This is a genomic window from Streptomyces liangshanensis (assembly GCF_011694815.1).
In the GTDB taxonomy this organism is placed as follows: Bacteria; Actinomycetota; Actinomycetes; order Streptomycetales; family Streptomycetaceae; genus Streptomyces; species Streptomyces liangshanensis.
Map to the genome: position 1 here is coordinate 200,200 of NZ_CP050177.1, position 22,304 is coordinate 222,503.

Annotated in this window: 2 protein-coding genes; both read right to left on the reverse strand. The window is 75.5% G+C overall.

All coding sequences use genetic code 11. The annotated features are described in order from the left end of the window. Nucleotides 1-7,620, reverse strand: coding sequence for a non-ribosomal peptide synthetase (locus HA039_RS00905; RefSeq protein WP_167022277.1), 7,620 nt, complete (start codon nt 7,618-7,620; stop codon nt 1-3). Further along, entirely contained in the window at nt 7,617-22,172 is a 14,556-nt protein-coding gene (locus HA039_RS00910) for a non-ribosomal peptide synthetase (RefSeq protein WP_167022280.1), read from the reverse strand. Before HA039_RS00910 ends, HA039_RS00905 begins: the two co-directional genes overlap by 4 nt. Nucleotides 22,173-22,304 lie beyond the last annotated feature (132 nt).

Consider the following 22,304-nt stretch of genomic DNA (forward strand, 5'->3'; position numbering starts at 1 on the left):
CTACGGCCTCGGCAGGAAGCCGGTGTCGTGGAAGTAGGTCAGGTAGCGGGTGAGGACCTCGTCGGTCAGGGGCGGGAGGTGGGCGCCGAGGGTCGCCGCCGCCTTGGCCGTCTGGGCCGAGTCGAAGTGGCGGTGGTCCGTCGTCCCGTGGTGGGGGTGGGCCTCGTCGCCCAGGAAGAGCTGGGCGGCGTTGTCGGGTCGGGCCGCGACGAGGGTCTGCCAGTCCGGGGCGGGGACCGTCCGCAGTACGTGGCCGAGGCGGGCCGCGGTGTCGAAGACACGGTCCAGGCCGGGGGCGTCCGGGTTCGTGAGGTGGTACGTCTCCGCCCCGGTCTGGCCCGCCGCGGACAGCGCCACGATCGCGGCGCTGACGTGGTCCACGGGCACCCAGTCGGTCGACCCGTACGGCAGGTCCGGTACGGCTCCCGCCTGGAGGCACCCCTTGATGAGCTGCCACAGCAGGTCCCGGTCCTGGCAGGCGCCGGTGGTGGTGTCGCCGCTGATACGGCCGGGGCGGTAGACGGTCACCGGCAGGCCGCGTTCGCGGGCCAGGCCGATCAGCCCCTCCGCGACCCACTTGCTGCGCGCGTACCCGTCGGGCAGGTCGGCGGCCGGGCCCGCCGGGGTCGACTCCGTGATGGTGACGGGGTCGGGGCCGGGCGCCGGCGCGTGGACGCCCGTGGTCGAGATGTAGTGCATCCCGGGTGAGGCGGAGTCGGCGAGCAGGCGCAGCAGTTCCTCGGTGCCGCCGACGTTCGGGGCGCGAAGATCACCGTACGGGGCGGCGAAGTTGACGCGCGCGCCGTTGTGCAGGACGGGGCCGAGGCGGCGGACCAGCGCGGTCCGGTCCGCCGGGGAGAGGCCGAGGCCCGGGGCGGCCAGGTCGCCGGGGACGGGGTGGATCAGGGTCTCGTACCGGGGGCGCCACAGGCCGTACCGCTCCAGGTTGCCCCGCAGCCGCTCCCCCGCGCTCCGCTCGTCCCGGGCCCGTACGAGGCAGTCGACCGGCCCGCCGGTGGTGTCGAGGAGGTCGCGCAGGAGGAACGCGCCGAGGAAGCCCGACGCGCCGGTCAGCAGGGGACGAGCGGTGGGGCGGGAGGCGGGGCGGGAGGGTCCGTGGGAGGCGGGCGCGGGGGCCGTGCGGCGGACGTCGCGGCCCGCGCCCGTGATGTCCGGGGCGAGGCGCACCTCCGCGGTCAGGTCCGGGGCGGCGGCGAGGTCGGGCGCGGCGGTGGGTGTCTCGGCCGCGGGATCGCACGCCTTACGCCCCAGGAGACGGTCGACGCCCTCGACGGTGGGAGCGGCGAACAGGGCGCGCAGGGAGACCCGGTGTCCGCACCGCTCCTCGATCCGCTGGACCAGCGTCACCGCCAGCAGGGAGTGGCCGCCCAGGACGAAGAAGTCGTCCGTGACGCCGACCTCGGGCCGGCCCAGTGTCCGCGCGAACACCTCGCACAGGGCGCGTTCCCGGTCGGTGCGGGGCGCTCGCCCGCCGGCCGTCACGGCCAGGTCGGGCGCGGGCAGGGCGCGCCGGTCGGTCTTGCCGTTGGGCGTGACGGGCAGGGCGTCGAGCCGTACGAACGCGGCGGGCACGAGGTGGGCGGGCAGCGTCGCGGTGAGGTGGGACCGCAGCGCGGCCTCGTCCGGCCCCGCCGTCCCGGCCTCGGGCACGGTGTACGCGACGAGGCGCCGGTCCCCCGGCCGGTCCTCGCGGACGACGGCGCAGGCCGCGCCGACGCCGGGCAGCGCGGTGAGTACGGCCTCGATCTCGCCCAACTCGATGCGGAAGCCGCGCAGTTTGACCTGGTCGTCGACGCGCGACACGTACACGAGTTGGCCGTCGGCGGTCCAGCGGACCAGATCGCCGGTGCGGTACATCCGGCCCCCCGGAGGTCCGAACGGGGCGGCCACGAACCGGGACGCGGTCAGGGCCGCCCTGCCGTGGTAGCCGCGGGCCAACCCGGCGCCGGACACGTAGAGTTCGCCGACGACGCCGGGCGGTACGGGTGCGAGCCGGTCGTCCAGGACGTGGACCCGGGTACCGTCGACGGGTACGCCGACGGGCACGGTCCGGTCGGGGGCGAGCGGCCCGTCCGCGTGCTGGAAGGCGCTCATGGTGGCGCAGACGGTCGTCTCGGTGGGGCCGTACGCGTTGGTGAGGAACCGGTCGCGGGCCCAGGTGTGCACGAGGGCGGGCGAGCAGGCCTCACCGGCGAGGACCATCGTGGTCCCGGCGGGCAGCGAGTCGGGCGGCATCACCGCGAGGGCGGCGGGCGGCAGGGTGAGGTGGGTGACGCCGCGGGCCCGGACGAGGGCGGCGAGGGTGGGCCCGGGGAGCAGGGCGTCGCGCTCGTCGATCTCCAGGCAGGCCCCGGAGAGCAGCCCCATGCACAGCTCCCAGAACGCGGCGTCGAAGCTCACGGACGCCAGGTGGAGCACCCGGCTCCCGGGGCCGACGCGCAGGCGCTCGCTCTGGGTCCTGGCCATCGCGCCGATGCCCCGGTGGGTGACCACGACGCCCTTGGGGCGGCCGGTGGAGCCGGAGGTGTAGATGACGTAGGCGGGATGGGCCGGGAGGAGGGACGGGGCGGGGGCGGGGCGGTCGGTGGGCGGGTCCCCCGCGTCCGCGGGGCCGGGGCGGGGTGCGTCCCCGAGGTCGTCGGCGTACAGGCACGGCACCGGGGAGTCCGGGAGCTCGCGGTGGACGGCGCGGGTGGTGAGGAGCAGCCGGGGCCGGGCGTCGTCGAGCATGTACGAGAGACGGGCGGCCGGGTAGGCGGGGTCCAGCGGGACGTACGCCGCCCCGGCCTTGAGGATGCCGAGGAGCGCCACGACGAGGTCGCGGGTACGGGGCAGGGCGACGGCCACCCGGTCCTCGGGGCCGATGCCCCGCGCGGTGAGGTGCCGGGCGAGCGCGTCGGCGCGGTGGTCCAGTTGGGCGTACGTGAGGGTGGCGTCGGCGTCGCGGACCGCCGGGGCGTCCGGGGTGCGCCGGGCCCAGCGGGCGAAGAGCTCGGGGACCGTCGCCGCGGGCCCGTCCTCGGCGGGGCCGGTCCCCCAGGCGGCGAGGCGGGCGCGCTCGGCGGCGGTGAGCACGTCGTAGGCGCGCAGCGGGCGCTCGGGGTCGGTCGTGACCGCGTCGAGCAGCAGGACGAGCCGTTCGGCGAGGCCGCGGACGGTGGCCGCGTCGAAGAGTTCCGTCGCGTAGTCGACGGAGGCGCCCATGCCGTTGCGCGTACCGGCCGCGTCGTACGTCTCGGTGAAGGTGAACGACAGGTCGAACTTGCTGACCCCGAGGTCGGCCGGTACGCCGGTGACGGTGAGGCCGGGCAGGTCGGCGGGGGCGGTGGGGGTGTGGTTCTGGAGGACGAGCGCGGTCTGGAAGAGCGGGTGGTGGTTCTGCGAGCGGGCGGGGTTGAGCAGTTCGACGAGACGCTCGAAGGGGACGTCCTGGTGGGCGTGGGCGGAGAGGTCGAACTCCTTGACCCGGTCGAGGAGTTCGAGGAATGTCGGGTCGCCCGTCAGGTCCGTGCGCAGGACGAGTGTGTTCACGAAGAAGCCGACGAGGTCCGAGGTGGCTTCGTCGGTGCGGCCGGCGACCACCGTGCCCAGGGGGATGTCGTCGCCCGCGCCGTGCCGGGAGAGGGTCATCGACAGGGCGGCCTGGAGCACCATGAAGACGCTGCATCCGCTGCCGCGGGCGAGGTCCGCGATCCGCCGGGCGGTGTCGGCGGGGAGGGCGAAGGCGTGGGTGGCGCCGGTGTGCCGGGGGGCCGCGGGGCGCGGCCGGTCCCACGGCAGGTCGATCATCTCCGGCAGTCCGCCCAACGCCTCTTTCCAATGCGCGAGTTGGCGGGCGACGAGGCTGTCCGGGTCGTTCTCGTCGCCGAGCAGCCGGCGCTGCCAGAGGGTGTAGTCGGCGTAGTCGACGGGCAGCGGGGCCCACCGGGGTCTCCCCGCCCGGGTTCTCGCGCGGTAGGCGACGCCGAGGTCCCGGGTGAGGGGGGCGAGGGACGAGCCGTCGGCGGCGATGTGGTGGACGACCAGGACCAGGACGTGCGCGTCGTCGGACAGGCGCAGCAGGGTGGCACGGAGCGGGAGTTGGTGTTCGATGTCGATCGGTTCGGTGACAGCCGATCCGATCCGGCCGGGGAGATCGCCCGGAGCGGCGGATTCGACGGCGAACGGGAGGCGGACGTCGTCCGGTGCGGTGACGTGCTGGCGCGGTCCGCCGCCGTCGCCGGGGAAGACGGTGCGCAGCGCCGGGTGCCGGGTGACGAGGTCGTGGAGGGCCCGGCGCAGGGCGTCCGTGTCGAGCGGTCCGTCCAGGCGCAGGACGAGGGGGATGTTGTACGTCGCGGACGGGCCGTCGAGCCGGTGGAGGAACCACAGGCGCTGCTGCGCGTAGGACAGCGGGAGCACGGCGGGGCGTTCCCCCGGGACCAGGGCGGGGCGGGCGGGCCGGGCGGCGTCCTGGAGGGCGGCGGCGAAGGTGGCGACGGTGGGGTTCTCGAAGAGGGTGCGGATCTCGCTCTCGGTGCCGAGGGCGGTACGGACGCGGCCGACGAGCCGGGTGGCGAGGAGGGAGTGCCCGCCGAGGGCGAAAAAGCTGTCGTCGACGCCGACGCGGGGCACGCCGAGGACGTCGGCGAACAGCCCGGCGAGGATCTCCTCGTGGGCGCCGCGCGGTGCCCGGCCCGCGACGCCGGGGGCGGTGGCGGGCGCGGGCAGGGCGGCGCGGTCGAGCTTGCCGTTCGGGGTCAGGGGCAGCGCGTCGAGCGGCTGGATCGCGGCGGGCACCAGGTAGGCGGGCAGGTGGTGGCCGACGTGCGCGGCGAGCCGGTCCGGGTCCGGGGTGTGTCCGGGCGCGGGGACGACGTACGCGGTGAGGGTGCGGTCGCCCGGCAGGTCCTCGCGGACGAGGACGCAGGCGGCGCGCACGGACGGGTCGGTGCGCAGGACCGCCTCGATCTCGCCGGGTTCGACGCGGTGGCCGCGCAGTTTGATCTGCTGGTCGGCCCGCGCCACGTGGTGCAGGGCCCCGCCGGTGTCCCGGCGCACGAGGTCGCCGGTGCGGTACATGCGGCTTCCGTCGGCGGCGAACGGGTCGGGGACGAAGCGGTCGGCGGTGAGGGCGGGGCGGCCCAGGTAGCCGCGTGCGACGCCGGGTCCCGCGACGTACAACTCGCCCTCGGCGCCGGGTGGTACGAGCCGCAGCGCGGCGTCCAGGACGTAGCCGCGCGTGCCGTCGAGCGGCCGTCCGATCGGCGGCACCCGGCCGGGGGTGTCACCGGCGCGGACGTGGTGCAGGGTGGCGAAGGTGGTGGTCTCGGTGGGGCCGTAGGCGTTGAGGAACACGGTGCCGGGGTGGGCGGCGGCGAGGCGCTGGAGCACGCCGGGCGCGGCGGCCTCGCCGCCCGAGGCGGCCAGGCGCAGCAGGCCGAGGGCGCCGGGGTCGGTCTCGGCGACGACGTTGAACAGGGCCGTGGTGAGGAAGGCAGCCGTGACGCCGTACAGGGCGGTGAGGTCGCGGAGCACGGCGGGTTGGAGGGTGCCTTCGGGGGCGACGACGACGCGGCCGCCGTTGAGGAGCGGGACCCAGATCTCGAAGGTGGAGGCGTCGAAGACGTACGCCGAGTGCAGCAGGACGGCGTCGGCCGCGCCGCCGCCCCAGGTCCGCTCCGCGGCGAGGGCGGTGATGTCGGCGTGGGTGACGCCGACGCCCTTGGGCAGGCCGGTGGAGCCCGAGGTGAACATCACGTAGGCGAGCCGGGTGCCGCCCGGGACGGCGGGGAGGGTTCCGGGAGCGGCGGGGCCCCCGTGCCGTACCCTTCCGGCGGCGTCGACGGTGACCACGGGGACGTCCGGGCCCAGCCGGTCCACCCAGGGGTGCGCGCGGGTGGACTCGTCGACGACCAGGGCGCGTACGGCGGCCACGCCGGCGACGCGGGCGAGGCGTTCGGCGGGCCAGCGCGGGTCGAGGGGCACGTAGGCCGCGCCCGCGCGCAGGGTCCCGAGGGAGCCGGTGACCAGGGCGGCGGAGCGGCCGAGGAGGATGCCGACCCCGTCCTCGGCGCCGATGCCGAGGCCGGTGAGGGTCCGGGCCAGCTCGTCGGACACCTCGGTCAGTTGACGGTACGTCAGCTCCTCGGCCGCGCCCGTCACGGCCACCGCGTCGGGGTGGCGGAGGGCGTGCCGGGCGACGGCGTCGGGAACGCCCAGGTCCAGGTCGGTGCCGGTGAGGTCAGCGCCCCGGCCGTGGGCGAGCAGGGTGTCGCGCTCGCCGTCGAGGAGGACGGGGACGGCGTCGGCGCGGGTGTCGAGCCCGTCCGCCATCACGGTGAGCAGACGGCGCAGGCGGGCGACGGTACGGGCCACCTCGGCGCGGTCGAGGACGGCGGCCCGGTAGCCGAACGTGATGCTCAGGGTGTCGCCGGGGGCGATGGTGAGGGTGAGCGGGTAGTGGGCGGCGTCGGTGCCGCTGAACCCGGTGACGGCGAGATCGGGCAGCCCCTGCTGGGCGGTGCGCAGGGCCTCGGCGTCCAGCGGGTAGTTCTCGAACACCGCGAGGGTGTCGAAGAGTTCGTCCAGCCCGGTGAGGCCGCGTATCTCGGTCAGGCCCACGAACTGGCTGCCGAGGAGCCGGCCCTGCTCCTCCTGGAGCCGGGTCAGGAGCGCGGCCAGGGTCTCGCCGGGTGCCGGGCGGAGCCGTACCGGCACGGTGTTGATGAACAGGCCGACCATCGACTCGACACCGGGGATCTCCGGCGGGCGGCCGGAGACGGTCGTGCCGAACAGGACGTCACGGCGTCCGGTGAGGTGCGCGAGTAACAGCCCCCAGGCCCCCTGGACCAGGGTGTTGAGGGTCAGCCGTTGGGCGCGGGCCGTCTCCCGCAGCCGCAGTGTGGTGGCCGGGTCCAGGTCGAGGACGAGCGTCTCGGGCAGTTCGCCGGCGTCCGGCACGTCGGCGCCCCGGCGCCCGGCGAGGAGGGTCGGTGCCTCGACCCCGGCCAGGGCGGAGCGCCAGGTGTCCAGGGCGGCGGTACGGTCCTGCTGGGCCAGCCACGCGAGGTAGGTGCGGTAGGGGGCCACGCGCGGCAGGGCGCTGTCGTCGCCCCGGCTCGCGTACAGCTCGAACAGCTCCCGGACGAGCACGGGCATCGACCAGCCGTCGAGCAGGATGTGATGGCTCGTCATGACGAGCCGGTGGCGCCTCGGCGCGGTGCGCACCAGGGTGAAGCGCAGGAGGGGCGGGGTGGTGAGGTCGAAGCGGCGGGTGCGGTCGGCGGCGAGGAACGCGGCGACGCGTTCCCCGGACGTTCCCGTCGCGTCCGCCCCGGACAGGTCCAACTCCTCCAGGGGGACGGCTACTTCGGCGGCGACGGCCTGCACGGGCTCGTCCAGGTCCTCGTGGAGGAAGCCGACCCGCAGGTTGGCGTGCCGGCGCAGCAGGCCGGCGATCGCGGCGCGCAGCGTGGGGACGCTGACGGAGCCTTCGAGGTCGAAGACGAACTGCGCGGTGTAGACGTCCACGGCGTGGGAGTCGTACAGCGCGTGGAAGTGCATGCCTGCCTGCAACGGCGTCAGCGGCAGTACGTCTTCCAGTTGGAACCCGGTCACTTGCGTCCACCCCACTTGTTCTGAAGTCGGTCGATCTGGGCCTGGTCGAGCGAGACCAGGGGAAGGTCGGACGGCGTCCAGCCGCCCGCGTCGGGTCGTTCGGTGTGTTCGGCGAGGGCCCGCAGGGCGCGGCCGAAGGTGTCGGACAGGGCCTCCACGTCCTCCTCCTTGAGGAGGTCGGTGGGCCAGGTCCAGCGGATCACCAGGCGCGGCCCTTCCGGCAGGTCCTCGGTGTGCGCGTTGATGTCGAGGACGTGGTGGACGGGCATGTCCGGGTCCTGGCTGCGCGGGCCGCCGCCGTCGAGCAGCACGTCCCAGTCGGCGGCCGCTCCCCCGTGCCCGTCGGCGTCGCCCGTGCCGGCCGGGTCGGACGGGGCGGCGTACCGGCCCAGGTAGTTGAAGCCGATCTGCGGTTCGGGCGCGGCGGCGAGCCGGGCGCGGGTGGCCGGGTTGAGGTGGCGCAGCATCCCGTAGCCGACGCCGTGGTCGGGGACGGTCCGCAGCTGTTCCTTGACGCGTTTGAGCGCGCGTCCGACGACGGCGTCGTCGAAGTGCCGGGGATCGCGGGCGTCGCCGGGGCCGGGGTCGAGCCGGACGGGGTAGAGGCTGGTGAACCAGCCGACCGTACGGGACAGGTCGAGGTGGTCGGCGAGCTGCTCGCGGCCGTGGCTCTCCAGGTCGAGGAGGACGCCGGTGTCGGCGGGACGGTGTTCGCCGCGGGCGGCGGCGCGTTCCGCGCGCCAGGAGCGGACGGCGAGGGCGAAGCCGGTGAGCAGGACGTCGTCCACCCCGGCGTGGAAGGCGGCGGGGACGGTGGTGAGCAGGGGCGCCGTCCAGGTGGTGGGCAGGTGGGTGGTCAGGGTGCGGGTCCGGTCGGCGGTGTCCAGGTGGGGGTCGAGCGGCCGGTATCCGAGCTGGGGGTCGGGGGCGCTCAACACCTCCTCCCACAGCGGTAGTTCGGCCTCGCGGTTGGCGCCGCGCGCCTGGGTGGCGAGGAGCTGCGCCCAGCGCCGGTAGGACGTGGTGACGGGCGGCAGGGGCGCGGGGACGCCGTCGGCGACGGCACGCCAGGCGGTGGCCAGGTCGGCGGCGAGGACGCGCCAGGAGACGGCGTCGACAGCAAGGTGGTGCACGACGAGGAGCAGGCGCCCGCGGGCGTGCGGTCCGGCGTCGGCCCAGACGGCTCGAACGACCTCCCCCTCGGCGGGCCGCAGCCGTCTGCGGGCCTGTTCGCCGGCCTCCGTGAGGGCGGCGCGGGTCGCGTCGGGGCCGAGGCCCGTGACGTCGACACGGGTGAGGCGGTGGCGGGCCGACACGGCGTCCGGCGGCAGGGCCTCCAGGACGGGTCCTCCCCCGGCGGGGCGGGTGACCCGCAGCCGCAGCATCGCGTGGTGGTCGAACAGGAGTTGGAGGGCGGCGGCGAGGGTGTCCTCGTCGGCCCCGGCGGGGGTGCGCAGCACCCCGGACTGGTTGTAGCCGTCCATGGCGCCCGGCCGCTCCAGGAGCCATGCGACGATGGGCGTGGGCGGCAGCTCGCCGATGCCCGGATCGGCCGGGGCGGCGGTCTGCTGGTCGAGCGCGGTGGCGGCGGCCGCGAGGGCTTCCGGCGTGCGGTGGGCGAAGACGTCGCGCGGGGTGACACCGAGGCCGGCGGCGCGCAGGCGGCTGACGAGCTGGATGGAGAGGATGCTGTCCCCGCCGAGCGCGAAGAAGTCGTCGTCGGTACGCACCGCCGGGGCGCGCAGGACGGACGCGAACACCTCGCACAGGACCTGTTCCCGGGCGGTACGGGGCTCTCCGCCCGGCCGGGTGGCGGCGGGGCGCTCCGGGACGGGCAGGGACCGGCGGTCGGTCTTGCCGTTGGGGAGCAGCGGCAGCGCGTCGAGGGTGACGAACACGGCGGGCACCATGTAAGGCGGCAGGACCGACGCCAGGCGGGCCCTCAGCTCCCGTTCGCCGGGCGGCGCGTCGCCGCTCCGGCTGCCGGGGACGGTGTAGGCGACGAGGCGCCGCTCGCCCGGCCGGTCCTCGCGGACGAGGGCGCAGGCTCCGGCGACGCCGTCGAGCGCGGTGAGGGCGGCCTCGATCTCGCCCAGTTCGATGCGGAAGCCGTGCAGCTTGACCTGGTCGTCGGCGCGGGAGACGTACGTGAGCAGGCCGTCGGCGTCCCGGCGGACGAGGTCGCCCGTACGGTACATGCGGCTCCCGGCGGGGCCGAACGGGTCGGCGACGAACCGGGACGCGGTGAGGCCGGGGCGGCCCAGGTAGCCGCGCGCGAGGCCGTCGCCCGCCACGTAGAGCTCGCCGGTGACGCCCGGCGGCACCGGGCGCAGCCCGGCGTCCAGGACGTGGGCGCGGGTGTTGTCGACCGGGCGGCCGAGCGGCACGCCGCCCTCCCGCGCGGGGCTGTCCGTCTCCCCGGCCCGGTGGTGGTGGGCGGTGGCGTCGATGGTCGTCTCGGTGGGCCCGTACAGGTTGTGCACCTCGACCCGCCAGGCGCGCCCGACGCGCTGCGCGAGGGACCGGGACAGCGGTTCGCCGCCGCACAGGACGGCCCGCAGGGTCGCGGGCGCGTCGTCGGCGCCGGTCTCGGTGAGGACGAGCGACAGGTGAGAGGGCACGAACTGGGCGACGGTCACGCCCGCGTCGCGCATCCGGGCCAGCAGTCCCGCCGGGTCGTGGTTGGCGCCGGGCGGCACCGGGCAGGTGGAGCCGCCGTGCAGGAGCGGCAGCCAGGTCTCCCAGACCGAGGCGTCGAAGCTCGGTGAGGTACGGGCGAGGACCCGGTCGTCCCCGGTGAGGCCGAGGTGCCCGGCCATCCACGCCATGTGGTTGGTCAGGGAGGCGTGGGTGACGACGACGCCCTTGGGGCGGCCGGTGGAGCCCGAGGTGTAGATGACGTACGCCGCGTCGCGCGGGTCCGGCGCGGTGCCGGGCGGCGCGGCGCGCCCGGTGGACCACGCGGCCCGGTCGTCCAGCGCGAGGCTGGGCAGGGACAGGCCGTGGCGTGCGGCGCGGTCGGCGCCGTGGGTCAGGAGCAGCGCCGGGCGGGCGTCGTCCAGCATGTGGGCGATCCGCGCCGCCGGGTACTCCAGGTCGACGGGCAGGTAGGCGGCGCCGGCCTTGGTGACCGCGAGCATCGCCACGACGTGGTCGGCGGTGCCTTCGAGGGCGAGCGCGACGAGGTCGCCGCGGCCGATGCCCCTGTCGTGCAGGTGGTGCGCCAAGTCGTCGGAGAGCCCGTCGAGTTCGCGGAAGGTGAGGCGGAGCGATCCGTCGCGTACGGCGATCGCGGCGGGCGTCCTGGCGCACTGCGCGCGGAACGCCTCGGGCGCCGTGGCCGGTGTCCGGGGCCGGACGGGGCCGTGGGCGGTACGTTCCAGGCTCCGCCGCTCGTCCATGTCGAGCACGTCGACGGTGTGGACGCGCCGGCCGGGGTCGGCGGCGAGCGTGCCGAGCAGCCGAGTGAGCCGGTCGGCCAGGGTGCGGGCGGTGGCGGGGGTGAAGAGTTCGGTGGAGAACTCCAGGACCCCGTCGAGGCCGGCGGGCCGGCCCGTGCCGTCGTGCCGCTCGGCGAAGGTGAAGGTCAGGTCGAACTTGCTGATGCCGGTGCGCACGGCCTGTTCCGTGACCGTGAGGCCCGGCAGGTCGACGGAGGCGTCCGCCTGGTTCTGGAGGACGAGCATGGTCTGGAAGAGCGGGTGGTGGTTCTGGGCCCGGACCGGGCTCAGGGAGTCCACCAGCCGTTCGAAGGGCACGTCCTGGTGGGCGTAGGCGGCGAGGTCGAACTCCCGTACCCGGTCCAGCACTTCCCCGAAGGTGAGGTCGCCGGTCAGGTCGGCGCGCAGGACCAGGGTGTTGACGAAGAAGCCCACCAGGTCGTCCAGGGCCTCGTCGGTGCGTCCGGCGACGGCGGTGCCGAGCGGGATGTCCTCCCCGGCGCCGTGCCGGGACAGCAGCACCGACAGGGCGGCCTGGAGCACCATGAAGAGGCTGCATCCGCGGGCCCGGGCGAGGTCCGCGAGGGCCCGGTGGGTGTCGGCGCCGACCGGGAAGGCGAAGGCGTCGCCGCCGTACGCCGTGACGGCGGGTCTCGGGTGGTCGCAGGGCAGTTCGAGCAGGTCGGGGGCGCCGGCCAGGGCGGTGCGCCAGAAGTCCAGCTGGCGGGCGGCCCTGCTGTCCGGATCGTCCTCGTCGCCGAGCAGGGCGCGCTGCCACAGGGCGTAGTCGGCGTACTGCACGCCCAGTTCGGTCCAGCCGGGCTCCTCCCCCTCGGCGCGCGCCCGGTAGGCGACGCCCAGATCGCGGGCGAGCGGAACGAGGGACCAGCCGTCCCCGGCGATGTGGTGCACGACGAGCACGAGGACGTGCGCCTCGGCGCCGAGCCGTACCAGCCGTGCCCGTACGGGGAGTTCGGCGCCCACGTCGAAGGCGTGGGCCACCTCGGCGGACAGCACCTCGCCGAGGCGGGCCGCGTCGGTGTCGCGGGGCGACAGGTCGATGTCGGCGTCATGGGCGTCCCGCACGAGCTGGCGGGCCACGCCGTCGGCGTCGGGGAAGACGGTGCGCAGGCTCTCGTGGCGTCCGACGACGTCCACGAGGGCGCTCTCCAGGGCGTCCGGGTCGAGAGGGCCGTCCAGGCGCAGCACGAGCGGCACGTTGTAGGTGGCGCTGGGGCCCTCGAACCGGTTGAGGAACCACAGGCGTTGCTGCGCGAAGGACAGGGGCAGCGGGTCAGGGCGGTCGGGGACGCGCTCCAGGCGGGTCCTGGCCTTCTCGGCGCCGTCCAGCGCGGCGGCGAGCGCGGCCGGGGTGGGGTGCTCGAAGAGGGTCTTGACCTGGGCCTCCACCCCGAGGATGGTGCGGATGCGCGCGGTGAGACGGGTGGCGAGCAGCGAATGGCCGCCGAGGGTGAAGAAGTTGTCGTCGACCCCGGCCGCGTCGAGTCCGAGGACGTCGGCGAAGAGTCCGCGGAGGATCTCCTCGCGGGCGGTGCGGGGGGCGCGTCCCGCGCCCGGCGCCCGGAGCGCGGGCGGTGCGGGGAGCGCGCGCCGGTCCACCTTGCCGTTGACGGTCAGCGGCAGCGCGTCGAGCGGGACGACGGCGGAGGGCACCATGTAGGCGGGCAGCGACCGGCCCACGGCCCGGGCCAGCTCCGCGGGGTCGGGGCTCGCGCCGGCGGCGGGCACCACGTACGCGACGAGCCGCCGGTCGCCCGGGGTGTCCTCGCGGATGACGGCGAAGGAGTCGGCGACCCCCTCGCAGCCGGCCAGCACGCCTTCGATCTCGCCGAGTTCGATGCGGTAGCCGCGCAGTTTCACCTGGCCGTCGGCGCGGGTGACGTAGGCGAGGTGCCCGTCGCGGGTCCAGCGGACCAGGTCGCCGGTGCGGTACATGCGCCCGCCCGCGGAGTCGAACGGGTCGGCCACGAACCGCGTCGCGGTGAGGGCGGGAAGGCCGGTGTACCCGCGGGCGACGCCCCGTCCGGCGAGGTACAACTCGCCCACGACGCCGGGCGGTACGGGGCCGAGGGAGGCGTCCAGGACGTACAGACGCATGCCGTCCAGCGGGCGCCCGACGGGCGGCGGGCCCGACGGCAGGTCGGCCGTCACCTGGTGGCGGGTGGCGAAGGTGGTGGTCTCGGTGGGCCCGTAGACATGCAGGACCCGGGTGTCCGGCGCGGTCCCGGCGACCCGCTGCATGGCGTCCGGGGAGGCCAACTCCCCGCCCGCGCAGACGAGTCGGAGTCCGGCGAAGGCGCCGGGATCGGTCTCGGCGATCACGTTGAACAGGGCGGTCGTCAGGAAGACGGCGGTCACTCCGTGCTCCTGGACGGCGACATCGAGGGTGCGCGCCTCCAGGACGCCGTCCGGTGCGACGACCACCCGGCCACCGTTCAGGAGCGGGGCCCAGATCTCGAACGTGGAGGCGTCGAAGACGTACGCCGAGTGCATCAGCACCGCGTCGGCGGCCCCGTCCCGCCAGGCGGAATCGGCGGCCAGCGCGATCACGTCCGCGTGGCTGACCCCCACGCCCTTGGGCAGACCGGTCGACCCGGAGGTGAACATCACGTACGCGAGGGCGTCCGGGCCCGGCACCCGGACCGGGTCGCCGGGCCGTTCGGGCGCGCCCCGCAGGACACGGCCGAGGCGGTCGACCACCAGGACCGGTATGTGGGCGGCTCTCGCGCGCACCCAGGGGGCGTCCGCGGTGTCCTCGCCGACGACGAGGACCCGTACGCCCGCCACGTCGGCGACCTGGTCGAGCCGCTCCCCGGGCCAGCGCGCGTCCAGCGGTACGTACGCCCCGGCCGCGCGGACCGCGCCGAGGGACGCGGACACCACGGCGGGCGAGCGGCCGAGCACGACGCCGACCCCGTCCTCGGGGCCGACGCCCAGGCCCGCCAGGGCGAGGGCGAGATCGGCGGAGATGCCGTCGAGTTCCGCGTACGTGAGGGTGGTGTCCTCGCCGGTGACGGCGACGGCGCCGGGCGTGCGCAGTGCCTGGGCCGCGAAGAGCGCGGGCAGGGTGGCGGTGTCCGGGGTGTCGGCGGGCAGGCCGCGGCCGGTGCCCCAGCGCGCCACCCGGGCGCGCTCGCCGGGGGTCATCAGGCCGTGGCCCGCGACGGGCCGGTCGGGGTCGGCGGCCACCTGCTCCAGGAGGCCGACCAGGCGGGCCGCGAAGCCCTCCACGGTGGTCCGGTCGAACAGCGCGGTGGCGTACTCGATCCCGGCGCCGATGCCGCCCTCGCGCGGCTCCTCGGTGAAGGCGAAGGTGAGGTCGAACTTGCTCAGGCCGTTGTGGACGAGCCGGTCCTCGACGGTGAGCCCCGGCAGGTCGGGGCGGGCGGTCTCCTGGTTCTGGAGGACCAGCATGGTCTGGAACAGCGGGTGGTGGTTGCGCGCCCGGACCGGGTTGAGGCTCTCCACGAGCCGCTCGAACGGCACGTCCTGGTGCCCGTAGGCGGCCAGGTCGAACTCCCGCACCCGTACGAGCAGTTCACGGAAGGTCGGATTGCCGGACAGGTCCGTGCGCAGGACGAGCGTGTTGACGAAGAACCCGACCAGGTCCTCCAGCCCCTCGTCGGTACGTCCGGCGACGGGTGAGCCGAGCGGGATGTCGTCCCCCGCGCCGTGCCGGTGCAGCAGGGTCGCGACCGCGGCCTGGAGCACCATGAACAGGCTGCTGCCCGACTCCCTCGCCAGGCCGAGGAGTCGTGCGTGCAGGGACGGTGGGACGTCGAAGGCGTGGACGGCGCCTCGGGGGTCGGTGGTCGCGGGGCGCGGCCGGTCCAGCGGCAGGTCGATCAGCCCGGGCAGCCCGGCGAGGGCGGTGTGCCAGTGGTCGAGCTGCCGCCGCAGCAGGCTCGGGGCACCGTCGCCGCCGTGCTCCGAGGCCGGGTCGGCGTCGCCCAGGGTCGCGCGCTGCCAGAGCGTGTAGTCGGCGTACTGGAGCGGTGTGCCGGCCGGTGGCTCGGGCGCCCGGCCCGCGAGACGGGCGCGGTAGGCCTCCCCGAGGTGGCGGGCCAGCGGCGCGAGGGACCAGCCGTCGCCCGCGATGTGGTGCAGGACCAGCACGAGGACGTGGTGGGCGGGCGCCGAGCGCAGGAGCAGGGCGCGCAGCGGCGGGTCCGTGACGACGTCGAACGGCTCCCGCACGGCGGCCAGGACGGCTGCCTCCAGGTCGCCGGGCGCGGTGCCGACGACCGGCAGCGGAGGTGTGGCGGTGTCGGCGGGCAGGACCAACTGGTACGGGACGCCGTCCCGTTCGGGGAACAGCGTGCGCAGCGCCTCGTGCCGTGCCACGACGTCGGCGAGGGCCGCGCGCAGGGCGTCGGGGTCGAGCCGCCCGCCCAGTTCCAGGACGAGCGGGATGTGGTAGGCGGAGCTGGGGCCTTCGAGCCGGTCGAGGAACCACAGGCGCTGCTGCGCGAAGGACAGCGGCAGGGGGTCGGGCCGCGACGCGGCGGGCAGCACGGGCGGGCGGGCCGGGCCGGGTGTGTCGAGGACGCGGGCGAGGCCGGCGACGGTGGGGTGTTCGAAGAGGGTGCGTACGGCGGTCTCGGCGCCCAGGACGGAACGGACGCGGCTGACGACCCGCATGGCGAGCAGCGAGTGGCCGCCGAGGTCGAAGAAGCTGTCGTGCGGGCCCACCGAGGGCACGTCCAGCACGTCGGCGAAGATCCCGGCGAGCAGGTCCTCGTGGAGGGTGCGCCGCCCGGCGGCGGCCGGGGTGTCGGGGCCCTGGGCGGGCGCGGGCAGGGCGCGCCGGTCCACCTTGCCGTTGGGCAGGAGCGGGAGGTCGTCCAGGAGGACGACACCGCCGGGGACCATGTAGTGGGGCAGGGTCTCGGCGAGGTCGTCGCGCAGGGCGGCGGGGCGGGGGGCCGGGTCGCCGGTGACCGCGTAGGCGACGAGGACGCGCCGGCCCGGCTGGTCCTCGCGGATCACGGCGCAGGCGGCCGTGACGCCGGGGCGGGCCAGCAGGGCCGCCTCGACCTCGCCCAACTCGATGCGGAAACCGCGGAGTTTGACCTGGTCGTCGGCGCGGGACACGTAGTCGAGCAGGCCGTGGGCGTTCCACCGTACGAGGTCGCCCGTCCGGTACATGCGGGCGCCGGGGGCGTCGAACGGGTCGGCGACGAAGCGTGCCGCGGTCAGGCCCGGGCGGTGCAGGTAGCCGCGGGCGAGGTTGGGGCCCGACAGGTACAACTCGCCGGTGACGCCGGGGGGTACGGGGCGCAGTGCGTCGTCCAGGACGTAGGCGCGCATGGTGTCGACGGGACGGCCGATCGGCACGGTCTCGGACGCGGTGCCGGGTCCTTCGGTGCCGGCGGCTTCGGTGCCGGGTCCTTCGGTGCTGGGGGCTTCGGCGCCGGGGGCGGCGACGCGGTGGGCGGTCGCGTCGACCGTCGCCTCCGTCGGCCCGTACAGGTTGTGCGCCTCCGCGTGCCACAGTCCGGTGATGTCGGCGGCGAGGGAGCGCGGCAGCGGTTCGCCGCCGCACAGGACGGCGCGCAGGCGGGGCAGTGGGGCGGCGTGCGCCGCCTCGGTGAGGACGAGCGTGAGGTGGGCGGGCACGAACTGGGCGACGGTGACGTCGAACCGGCTCATCCAGGAGACCAGGGCGTGGGGGTCCCGGTTGGCGTCGTCCGGCAGGACACAGACCGCGGCGCCGTTCATCAGCGGGAGCCACAGCTCCCACACGGAGGCGTCGAAGCTGGTGGAGGTACGGGCGAGGACCCGGTCGTCCGGGGTGAGGTCCAGATAACGGGCCATCCAGGCCATGTGGTTGGCGAGGGCGCCGTGCGGCACGACCACGCCCTTGGGGCGGCCGGTGGAGCCGGAGGTGTAGATGACGTAGGCGGGGTCCGCCAGGTGGGGGGTGTCCTCGCCCGGGCCGGTGGGGCCGGTGGGCCGGGCGGCCGGGTCGTCGAGGGCGAGCCACGGCACGTCGTGGGCGGGCAGGCCGGCCTGCACGTCCGTGGTGGTGAGCAGCAGCACGGGCCGGGCGTCGTCCAGCATGTGCCGGACGCGCGCGGCAGGGTAGCGCGGGTCGACGGGCAGGTAGGCGGCGCCGGCCCGCAGCACGGCCAGCAGGGCGACGAGGGTGTCGGCGGACGGCGGCACGGCGAGGGCCACCAGGTCCTCGCGGCCCGCGCCCCGCTCGCGCAGGACCTGGGCCAACGCGTCGGCGCGGGAGTCGAGTTCGGCGTACGTGAGGCTGGTGCGCGCGTCGCGTACGGCGACCGCGTGGGGGGTGCGTACGGCCCACTCGCGCACCGCTTCGGGGGCGGTACGGGCGGGTCGTGGCCGCTCCGTACCGCGTCCCCGGCCGAGGAGGGCGTCCCGCTCGCCCGGCACGAGCGGGTCGAGGTCGGCGACGGGCCGGTCGGGGTCGGTGACGGCCTGGGTGAGGACGTGGGCGAAGCGGTCGCAGAGGGCGCGGGCGGTGGCGGCGTCGAAGAGGTCGGTGGCGTACTCCAGGTAGCCGGCGAGGTGGGCGCGGCTCTCGGCGGCGGGGGCGCCCGGCGCGGGGAGCCCCACGCCTTCGGCGGATCCCACGACCTCGGTGAGGGAGAACGTCAGGTCGAACTTGCTGATCCCGGTGTGCCGGGAGCGGTCGTGGACGGTGACGCCGGGCAGGTCGAGGCCGGCCCGCTCCTGGTTCTGGAGGACCAGCATGGTCTGGAACAGCGGGTGGTGGTCGCCGGACCGCTCGGGGTTGACCGCCTCCACGACCCGTTCGAAGGGCACGTCGCCGTGGCCGAGGGCGGTGATGTCGAACTCCTTGACCCGGTCCAGCAGTTCGCGGAAGGTCGGGTCGCCGGACAGGTCCGTGCGCAGGACGAGCGTGTTGACGAAGAACCCGACCAGGTCGTCGAGAGCCTCGTCGGTGCGTCCGGCCACGGCGGTGCCGAGCGGGATGTCGTCCCCGGCGCCGTGGGCGCGCAGGGTCACGGCGAGGGCCGCCTGGAGCACCATGAAGGGCGTGCACCCGGCGGCGCGGGCGAGCCGGGTGAGCGCGGCGTGCGCGGGGGCGGGCAGCGCGAAGGGGACGGTGGCGCCCCGGTGGCTGGGCACGGCGGGCCGCGGCCGGTCGAGCGGCAGGTCGAGCAGGTCGGGGGCGCCCCGCAACGCCTCCTGCCAGAAGGCGAGCTGACGGGCCGCCAGGCTGTCCGGGTCGGCGTCGTCGCCGAGCAGCCGGTGCTGCCAGAGGGTGTAGTCGGCGTACTGCACCCGGGGGGCGGGCCGCGCGGGCACCGTCGTGGCAGAACCGGCGTCCTCGGTCCTGGCCCGGTAGGCGGCGCCGAGGTCACGGCTCAGCGGGGCGAGGGACCAGCCGTCGGCGACGACGTGGTGGAGCACGAGGACCAGGACGTGGCGGGCGGGGTCCAGCCGGAGCAGCCGGGCCCGGACGGCGATGTCCCCGGCCAGGTCGAAGGGGACGGCGGTCAGCCGGTCCACCGTGGCCTCGGCCCAGGCGTCGGCGGACTCCCCCGCCGGGGGCGCCTCGACGACCAGCGGGACGAGCGACGCGGCGTCGCCCGCGTCCAGGATCTCCTGGCGCGCGACCCCGTCGGTCTCGGCGAAGACGGTACGCAGACTCTCGTGCCGCGCGACCACGTCGGCCAGCGCGCCCCGCAGGGCGTCCTCGTCCAGAGGTCCGTCCAGTCCCAGCACGAGCGGGACGTTGTAGGTGGCGCCGGGCCCTTCGAGCCGGTTGAGGAACCACAGGCGCCGCTGCGCGAAGGACAGCGGCACCGCGTCGGGCCGGTCCTGGGGGACGAGGGGCGGCCGGGCCGCCCCGGAGGTGTCGAGGACGGCGGCGAGGGACGCGACCGTGGGGTGGTCGAAGAGGGTACGGAGCTCCACCTCGGCGCCCAGGGCAGTACGGACGCGGCCGATGAGGCGGGTGGCGAGGAGGGAATGGCCGCCGAGGGCGAAGAAGTTGTCGTCCACCCCGACGGTGGTCATGCCGAGGACGTCGGCGAACAGGCCCGCCAGGACTTCCTCGTAGGCGGTACGGGGGACTCCGCCCGTGGTGACAGCGGCGCGCGGCACGGGCAGCGCGCGGCGGTCGACCTTGCCGTTGGCGTTCAGCGGCAGCGCGTCGAGCGGGACGAACACGGAGGGCACCAGGTACGCGGGCAGGGTGCGGGCCAGGCCGCGGGCCAGGGCGGTGTCGTCCAGGCGCGCGCCCGGGGCGGGGACGACGTAGGCGACGAGCCGCCGGTCGCCGGCTATGTCCTCGCGGACGAGGACGCAGGCGGCGCGCACCTCCGGGTCGGTGACGAGGGCGTGCTCGATCTCGGCGGGTTCGATGCGGAAGCCGCGGAGTTTGACCTGTCCGTCCGCGCGCCCGACGTACTCGATGTCGCCGCGCGCGGTCCAGCGCACGAGGTCGCCGGTGCGGTACATGCGGCCGCCGCGCCCGTCGTACGGGTCGGCGACGAACCGGCCGGCGGTCAGCGCGGGGCAGCCCTGGTAGCCGCGGGCGACGCCCCGGCCGCTCACGTACAGCTCGCCGACGACGCCGGGCGGCACCAGGGCCAGGTTGCCGTCGAGCACGTACAGGCGCATGCCGTCGAGGGGCCGGCCGATGGGCGGCAGGCCGGCCGTGTCGGCGTCGACCTCGTGGCGGGTGGCGAAGGTGGTGGTCTCGGTGGGCCCGTACACGTGCACGACCCGCGTGGCGGGCGCGGCGGCGGCCACGCGGCGCATGACGCCCGGCGTGGCGCTCTCGCCGCCCGCGGCGACCAGGCGCAGCCCGGCGAACGCGGCCGGGTCGGTCTCGGCGACAACGTTGAACAGCGCGGTCGTGAGGAACAGCGCGGTGACGCCGTGCCGTTCCACCAGCGCTTCGAGGGTGCGCGCCTCCAGGACGCCGTCCGGTGCGACGACCACCCGGCCGCCGTTCAGGAGCGGGGCCCAGATCTCGAACGTGGAAGCGTCGAAGACGTACGCCGAGTGCATCAGCACCGCGTCCGAGGCCCCGTCCTGCCACGCGGAGTCGGCGGCCAGCGCGATCACGTCCGCGTGGCTGACACCGACCCCCTTGGGCAGACCGGTGGACCCGGAGGTGAACATCACGTACGCGAGGCGGTCGCCGTGGGTCACGGTCGGCAGGGGGCCGGGTCGCGGCGGGGCGCCGCGCAGGACGCCGCCGAGGGCGTCGACGACGATCACCGGCAGGGTGGCGGCCCTCTCCCGTACCCAGGGCTCGTCGGCCCGGGCCGCGTCGACCACCAGCGCGCGGACGCGGGCGACGGCGGCGACCCGGTCGAGGCGGTCGGCGGGCCAGGCCGCGTCCATCGGGACGTACGCGGCGCCCGCGCCGACCACGCCCAGCGTGGCGGGGATCAGGGCGGCCGAGCGGCCCACGAGGAGGCCGACGCCGTCCTCGGCCCCGACACCCCGGCCGGCCAGGGCCGCGGCGAGGGCGTCCGCCGACGCGGCCACCTCCCGGTACGAGAGCGTGGCGGCGCCGTCGACCACCGCGGGGGCGTCCGGCGTCGCCCGTACCCGCGCACGGAACGCCTCGGGCAGGGTGGCTCCGGTGGTCCACTCCGCCGGCTGGGCGCCCCGGCCCCGCGCCAACAGCGCCTCGGCGCCCGCGTCGTCGACGAAGGGCAGGTCGCGGAGGCGGACGTCGGCGTCCGCGCCGGCCAGCGCCGACAGGAAGGAGACGACGGCTCCCTGGTGCAGCCGGACGTCCTCGGCCCGGTACAGCTCCGGGTTGGTGTCGAAGCCGATCAACGGGTCCTCGCCCTCGGCCCGTTCGGAGACGAAGAGGGACAGGTCGTCGACGGGACCGAGGGACAGGAGCCGGGAGGGGGCGGGGGTCCCTGCCAGGTCGAGGTCGTAGTTGTAGCCCATGATGTTGACGACGATGTCGCTCAGGCGTGCGGCGGTGTCCGTCATCCGCAGCTCACGGGCGAGCTGTTCGCGGGAGAAGCGGCGGTGGCGCAGGGCGCCGCGCATCTCGGCGGCGACGGTACGGACGAGGGCGCCGACGGTCATGTCCCCGGTGACGGTCAGGCGCAGCGGCAGGACGTTGGAGGTCATGCCGACGATGTGGCGCAGCCCGCCGTGGCGGCCGTTGGAGGCGAGGCCCACGGTGACGTCGTGGTTCCCGGTGACGCGGGCCACGTAGGCGGCGACGGCGCTCACGAAGACGGCGGACCAGGTGGTGCGGTGGCCCGCGGCGAGGCGGCGCAGGTCGTCGAAGACGGCGAAGGGCAGTGTCTCGCGGGTGTGCAACCCGCCGGGTGTGCCGGAGAGTTCGTCCGCCGTCGGGGCGTCGGTCCGGCGGCGGATCAGCTCCGTGCCGTCACGCCCGGCTGTGGCGTCCGCCGTACCGGCGGTGTCCGTGCCGTCGCCTGCGGCCAGGTCGGTGAACTTGCCCGTCCAGTAGGCGCGGTCCGCGTCGTACTGGTCCGAGTCCCGGTAGGCCACTTCCCCGGCCACCAGGTCGCGCAGGGGCGCGGCGGGCAGTTCGACGGTGTCCAGGTCCTCGCCCCGTACGGCGCGGGTGTAGAGGTCGGCGACGGTACGGGTGAAGACAGCGCCGCTGAGGCCGTCGAGCGCGATGTGGTGGAAGCGGAGGTACCAGTAGTGCAGCCGGGGGGCGAGGCGCAGGAGCGCGAAGTGGTGGTGCGGGGCGTCGAGGCGGTCGACGGTGGCCATGTCGTCCGCCATGTAGCGCTCGGCGGCGGCGACGGGATCGCCGGCGCCGGACAGGTCGACCGTGCGGAGGCGGCCGGTCCGGGGCGGGTCGGGGCGGGTGACGCGCTGGCGAACCGTTCCGTCCCGGGTGACGATCTCGATGTTGAGGCTGTCACAGAGCGCGACGGCCCGGTCGAGCGCGGCGGCCAGTAACGCGCCGTCCAGGTCGCCGCGGATCTCGATGCATTCCCCGATATTGCACTTCGGGCTGTCCGGGTCGACGAGTTGCCCGTACCACATTCCCTGCTGGGCCGTGGTCAGTTCGAAAGTCTCTTCTGTCTCTTCGGGAGACACTTCTGACGAGAGGGGACTGTTTTCACGCATGCCGATCGACACCTTCGGGAAGATTATGAGGAACGGCGAGAAAGGCATGGCGAAACCAGCCTCGCCGTCGCACCCGTCGTTCATGACGGGCCGGTGAAAGCCATGAGGAATGCGCCGCGCCTTCACGCATGG